2 protein-coding genes are annotated in these 6,999 nt (G+C 44.6%); both read left to right on the forward strand.

All coding sequences use genetic code 11. The features are described from left to right. A partial coding sequence (locus Q0241_RS01730; protein ID WP_299372102.1) for a hypothetical protein occupies positions 1-6,352 on the forward strand: 6,352 nt, incomplete at its 5' end. Positions 6,353-6,633: 281 nt separating this feature from the next. Continuing rightward, on the forward strand, positions 6,634-6,804 hold the full coding sequence (locus Q0241_RS01735) for a glycine cleavage T C-terminal barrel domain-containing protein (RefSeq protein ID WP_299372105.1): 171 nt from the start codon (positions 6,634-6,636) through the stop codon (positions 6,802-6,804). The last annotated feature ends 195 nt before the right edge of the window (positions 6,805-6,999 follow it).

A 6,999-nucleotide genomic window follows, 5' to 3' on the forward strand; every position in this document is an offset into this window, starting at 1 on the left:
GCAACGACTAAAAGCAACAAAAGCAAGTTACACGACGGACGAAAATATAACACCGGAACGTGCTGAACTTGATGCTGTTCGGTCATTAGTTACCTGGTTAAACAAAGATGTGTTGCCGGCTTTTTCAAAAGAAGACCCAGCCTTGAGAATATTGCCGTCTGTGATCGCTGAAATGACCCATAAATTTGGGGCAGAAGTCACAGAGCAACTATTGGATGAAGCCTTGGATGAATTGGTCGATAATAATCTTAAGCCAGATGGAGCCGTTCTGATCGATGCATTGTTTAAACGCATCAATAGGGAACTTGGTTCTCAAGAAAAGGAAGATACTGTTAATGAGTTGCCGCGGCTTAATTTTCTCTCCAAGATACTTTCAACCCGGAAGAAAGGCGTTAACGCAGAAGAGACAGCTTACTTACAGTCCTCTTATGATGCTTTGCGGAGACGGCTGACTAAAGCCCATTACGAAAACATAAATAAGCCGACTGCGACTTCTTTGTCCTTGGTGAATGATTTGTCTGCTCTGGTCCATCTCGCCGGACTTCCCGGAACAGATCTTAAAGAATTACCGCCGTTAATTGCACAATTGGAACGTCAGTTAACCCGATTGAGTAAAAGTCTGAAAGGCATCGAAAAAGAAAATCTCAATTCTATTCTTTCCGAGCTAAACACCAATAGTAGAAAGTTGTTACATACTATCAGAACAACAGTGCCAAAGGGACGAGAACAAACAAACTTAACTACGGCGCTCACTAAACAGCTTATTAGTATAAATGATTTACGCGCCACTGTTTATGGGCAGCAATTTTCTTCTGAAGAGTCAAAGTCTCAGATACAAATTCGTAAAGAATATGCAGCATCCAGGTTGGAACAAATTCGTAATCTGGTGAACTCAGGACAGCTTGTCGAGGCGCTGGATGTACTCAAAAATCTGGAAAGTGCAGACGCAAAAATCAATCAAAGTAAAGCGCTGGCGTTAATTGATCTTGTGACGCAGATAGAGCGGCGTTATGGCTTTTTGAATGAAAGTGAGAAAGAAAATCTAGGTAAGCTGGCAGATCTGCGCAAGTTGCGGGAAAAGGCATTGCAGGAATTTGTTGAGCAAAACAAAGATCCAAAAATCATTGCCGGTATATCGCTACATTGGGCTGAGAGGCTGCTTCGGGAAGGTAATCTCGCCGAAGCAACTTCTCTTCTTTCTAAGGGGCTAGATAAGAATCCTTTAGATCCATCACTTCTGGCGCTTCAGGCGAGAGTTTCCTTGGCAAGAAAAGGGGCCGAAGTTACCGAAGCAGATATCAAATCTGTGCTTGGTAATATACCTGCCACGATCGGCGCAGAAGTCGGTAGCATCATGCTGAACGGATATGTGGAGCAGGGGGATCACGCTAAGGCTAAAGCCCTGATTGCGATACTCTGGGAAGCAGAAGATTTTGATGAAACAACGAAAAATCGTCTTCTGGTACAATTAGATTTTGCCGAGATCTCAGTTCTTGCGAGTGGACTTGGTAGTGGTCAGGATGATGGCGATCTCAAAAAGAAAATCCAAGAATTTCAAAAGCGTCTTATGGCGACCGAAGGGCTTGGGGATCGATATAAAAAAGCCCTGATGACCTCTAGCAATCGCTTGATACAGGAAATCGATAAAGCCATTGCCTGGCAGGCAAGTCTGGCTAAGGGTGCGACCTATGCCAGTGAGTTGGGAAATATTGCCCGAGATGCCATTCGTTCCGGACGGTATGATATTGCTGAAGATGCTCTTAAGAAACAGATCACGAAGCTGTTGAGTGAGCATGGCCCCCAAGAAATAGGGCAGGGATTTCGACAAATTACACGTCTTTTGGATGGTGTCCGTATGCGATCCCAAGACCCACAGTTAACGGATGAGCAACGTAAAGTTTTCGCGCAATTCCTCAAGGCAACAGGTGAAGCGGTTAATGAGAAGCTCAATGAATATGTGAAAGAAAGAAGTGCGACGGCTTCTAAAATGGCCCGTGTCAAAGAAAAGAAAGCATCGCACCTTCGGGGCCTAAGTCAAATAAATCTGGAAATCCGTACGCTCGCGCAACTTAAAATCAGGCTAGATCTTTTAAATGTGCCACCTGAACAACGTGTGAAAAAAATGACCGAGCTTGTTGCTGCTGCGACAAAAGATATTGATAAAAAAGAAGCACAAATTCTAAAAGCCTTTGATGGCTTGGGAAATGTTCTTAGAGATAATGAAACAACCAAAATCAATCTGGAAGAACAGATCACACAGCTAAATAACTTGCGGGCTCTTCGGGATGGGCTGCAGGATTATTATATTGAAAACGCCGGAAACTTTACGCCTCCTGATTATCGAATGTACGGTATGAACTACGGCTCTTTCCTTCCTGAAAATCATCGTGAATGGCAAATAACTGCCATACAACGCACGGTAGCGGGTGTGTATGCCAATGGAAAATCAGCGGACATAATTTGGGAGGAGCGTAAAAACTTAGGTAACTTTACCGTGGGGCGCGGGTTACGGGAAAAAACGCTTGCTAACCATAAAAATACGCCGAGAGATCGGGAGTATAAAGCGAATGAAAAGAAATACCTTAATCATTGGCTTGTGATGGCTATGGATGATGCCGAACTTAAATATCTCGACCAACGTCGGGCCGATCTTATTAACGAAGACCCTAGGCGGAGTAGATCTGAAAAAGGGAAGCTTTATGAAGATCTAATCAAGGCTGAGGCTAAATATCTCAAAGACTTGGTCGGGACATCCAACCCACTTCTGGAGATGTTTGAACAGCTGGGGCAAACAGGCCGCTTGATGAAAGGAGCTGCAAACGAGCTGGAAGGTCGAATTGTTTTAAATCAACAGCGGTTGCTGGTCGAAGAATATCAGGCCGCTTTGATTGATGAGGATGCACAACGTCTCTTCCGTGCCATGATCCCATTACGGGAAGCTTCTCTGGCCGGAGAACTCAATAGCTTTGTAAGCTATCTACATATTGAATGGTACGAAGCCGGACCGGCAAGAGCCGCAAATCTTCTTGGGGGAATGAGTGATACTCAGGCCGAGCTAGAAGAAGTGATCGCGGAAAGCCAAAAGCTCAATATAGCATTGATCCGTGCAGGGCATAATCTTCCAAGTCAGTTAAGTGAGAAGGATAAAGAAGTCCTCAGGACACATGGTTTCCTGAAGGATGGTGTTTATACCATTCCTAAACAAATAGTATTGGACCCCACGAAAGTCGGTAGCGAGTTTGTAAAGAAGACAACAACAGGAACAGCAGCCACAATCGACCGTTTCTTAAATGCTAAGCAAGCTGGTGAACTTTTTGCGACAATAGCCATTCCCGGTGGTGTTGCTGGGAAATTTGGTCGTTGGGCAACGGCTGAAGTACTGGCTGCTGGCGCTGTGCGATCACTTGGCGGGAAAGCGCTTGCCTACGGCACCGGATTGGCTCTGGAAGCTGGAGCATTTACGTTCCTCAATCGAACCTCGCAGGTTGCTCTCGATCCTGCTCTGCTCATGAAAGAGGGGTATTGGTCCAGTGAAACTCTTCTCAAAGAATATGCGCATAATCTATTAATCATAGGGGCTTTAAAAGGATTTGGGAAAGGGTCAGAGGGGATCGCCAAAGCTGCGCAGCATATTGGCCGGAAACAACTGGCTGGAATATTGAAACAGACGGCTATTTTCGGTGAGGCCGCTGTGCTTACGGCTTTGAATGGTTTGTTAGAAGGTAATCAGATCAGTCAGGATGATTATCTTGGAAATCTTTTGACGATTGTCTTGTTAAAAGGAACGGGTAAAGTTCTTGAAGGAAAAAAGAAATCTCCGTTACAGCGATTGAACGAAGCCAGAATTAATCAATGGCTAGAGACAATTGGCAAGCCACCAGTACCGGGGACAGGTCCTACAACAAAAGTAAGCCAACTTCGTGAAGCGCAGATCCGACATATTGAATATATCGACTGGCTTCTCTTTGTTGATAAGCCAACAAAAATTCTGATGGAGACCTATAACGGGAATTGGGATGCTGCTCGTAAAGATTACCAAAATGGTAACCTATCGGCGCAAGACATGCGCAAACTTGTTAATCTTCGTCGCCAGATTGTGGATAATCTTGCCAATGAAATTGTTCAGGAAATAGGAGGTGAAGTTCAGGCATTTGGGTCTGAAAATCTGACCAGTGATTATGATATAAGTTTTGTTGGCCCAAAAGCTGCGCTGGGCGTTATTTTGTTTAATGCCCGTTTTGCGGGTCGGTGGAAACTTGCCAGTGAAATTGGGGGCCGTGAAACTGGGTTGGTTCTTGATACCAACGCCTATACAGAAACCATCCAGAGTTTGATAGAGGCCGGTAAGGGGGACGTTCTCTTCCAAGATGCCTTTGCTCATTTGTCTGCGCGGAAGGCTCTTCCAAAAGAAGCCTGGGATGCACATAAAAAATGGATATTGGAAAACACTGCGGAAAATAAGAGGGCAGATGTTACAGAATCTCTGCGATTGGCAGAGAAATATAATGCTGAGTATCGGGATGCCATTGAAGCGCAGAAAGAACTTCTGAAGAATGATAAAGAAAATCCAATTCAGGAAGTTGATCTGCAAATTACTGCAGAAAACAGACTATATGAAAGTGCTCTCAAAGATATTCTGGAATTGAGAACGGCTTTTGAAAAGGCATCTGGAGTTGAAAAAGAGAGCTTGCGTCAGAAGTTACGGAATGCGCAATCGAAGGCCCTCTATTTCGCGCAAGAGGCATACTATACTCAAGCCGCCATAGAACATGTGGTCTTTACGATACAAGCTGCCAAACGTTCTATTACGGCAGAGAGTTTGCTCGCTGATACCGCGCCTGAATTAAAAATAAAATTAACGCCAGAACAAGGACGTCAATCCTATTTTGAGCAAATTGCTCATATGCTCCAAGAAATTACGCATTCCGGTGATCCGTCAAAATTGGCTTCAAAGGGTGCAAAATATTTTATCAGAGCCTTGGATGCTGCACAGATTGCCGGATTAAAGTTGGGATCATTCGAAAAAATAGTGAGAGAAACGGTTGAGCTAAATGATAACCGTGCGGATATCGATAAGGTCAAAGAGATTTTGGCGCAAGAAACAATTGATGCAAGATCAAAAGAGCTCAACCGGGAACTGACGGATGTGGAGAAAGAAGCGATTTATAATGAAGCAGGACAACGGTATTTATCAGATATTCAGCAAGCGGCCAATATTCTGACAGCTGCTCTTTATAATCAGGCGTCCGGATTACGTGAAGTTGCGTCTAACAATCCTAAAGGCGAGCGCGGGGAGTTGGAATTTGCCAATGATAATGTTGACCCAGATAAAGCCACGGCGCCTCAGACCAATAAACCTGTTAAGGTTGAAAAGGCCTCTGCTGTCGAGGTGCCATCTGCAGAAGCGCCAAAGGCACCCAGTAGCGAGCCAATTGGTGGTGAGGCTATTAAGGTTGATGTTTCTCGCTTAGATCAGACAGCACGGGCGCAAACTGAGTTTAATTTCACAGACCCGAGTGGGGCCGAACACTTCTTGCCGCTCGGTAAACACTTGGGAAGTGGTTCGACGAGCCATGTCTATCAACACGCAGGTAATAAAGCTCGTATTGTTCGTGTTACTGTGGCCGAGAAATGGGATGCCAGAGTTCTTGATGAATTTGGTCGATTTGCGCTGGAAAAACTGGTTGATACACGGTTTATTCGCATCGTCCAGAGATTTGCTCGGTTTGACGTCACAAAAACAAGTACTGAATATTTTGAGGTAAGAGACGCTCAATCAGTTGAAATTAACGAGCGAATGGAACGCGGTACAGCAGAAGATATTATGAACAAGCAGGGGGGCGAGATGACAAAAGGACAATCCCTTGCTTTGGATCAAGCCTTGAGAGAGCTTAATCGTCGTGGTCTGGCTTGGTTGGATGTGAAACCAGATAATTATTCCTTTGAAAAATTAAAGGGTACAGATCGTTGGCGGGTTGTTGTCTTGGACCCGGGCGGTATCGTTGCGATGCATGGCAGAACGGCCCGTCAGCGTTATGATAATGCTCGTAATGTTCAGGGCTTAATTAATCGCCCCACTGCTGAGCAACTTGAAGTTTGGCAAGATTTTCCGGGGGCGCGTGAAATGGTTTTAAATGAAATTCGCCAGTTGGTGCGGGAAAATCACAGTGCTAACTTTAATTTTGGTGCCATGAAAATGCGAGCAGATGCAAAGGTTGCGTTTAACCCCGGCGGCATTATGGAATTGGCTGAAGTAAGACGTCTGTTTGAGCTGACACCAGAAGCATCTAATGATAACTATCTGGAACATTACAAAACGCCACCTGTCGCCAAGGCGAAGTCCCAGCAATAGAACTTAAATTGCTACGGTCTCTAAAATTAATACCGTGGCTCGATACCATTATTTAGAGTCCTGATAAGTCTCTGGCCTTGATGGTGTATTAGACAAAACCCAATCGCGAAAGACCTGAACTTTCTTTGAATTGGCTTTTGTATTTGGTGAAATGATGTAATAGGCACTTTCTGGTTTAATCAAAAGCAAACTTTATAGGTAAAGCGGCGGCTCTGAGAGAAAAGGAAGAAGGGGCAAGTCGAAAGCTTTGTACCTTTGTTGTTGAGGCCATCGACGCTGATGTGTGGGGGGATGCCCACTATAGCCAGAAAACAGTAGCATACGGGTTTCTGCCAACAGAGATCGCCAAGGACGGCCTTGAGGTGGAAATCGAAGTCCTTGGAATGAGGCTCAAAGCCAAAATGTATACTGAAACGCTTTTTGATCCCCAAGCTGAACGAATGATGGGATAAAACTGTGAATGCTAGGGAAGGGTGTTTATTGTCAAACCCTTCCTATCATTAAATGTCTAGGGTGTGGACTCAATTGATCCAACATCTTATGGAGAATAGGAATAGCATGTTTAGGAAGTTTGCTCCCTTTTTCTCAAATCTTGTTGCCAGCCGTCTCATATCCTTCATTTTACAAAAGAAACGCTCAACAATATT

The sequence above is a fragment of the uncultured Kiloniella sp. genome (assembly GCF_937128705.1).
GTDB lineage: Bacteria > Pseudomonadota > Alphaproteobacteria > Kiloniellales > Kiloniellaceae > Kiloniella.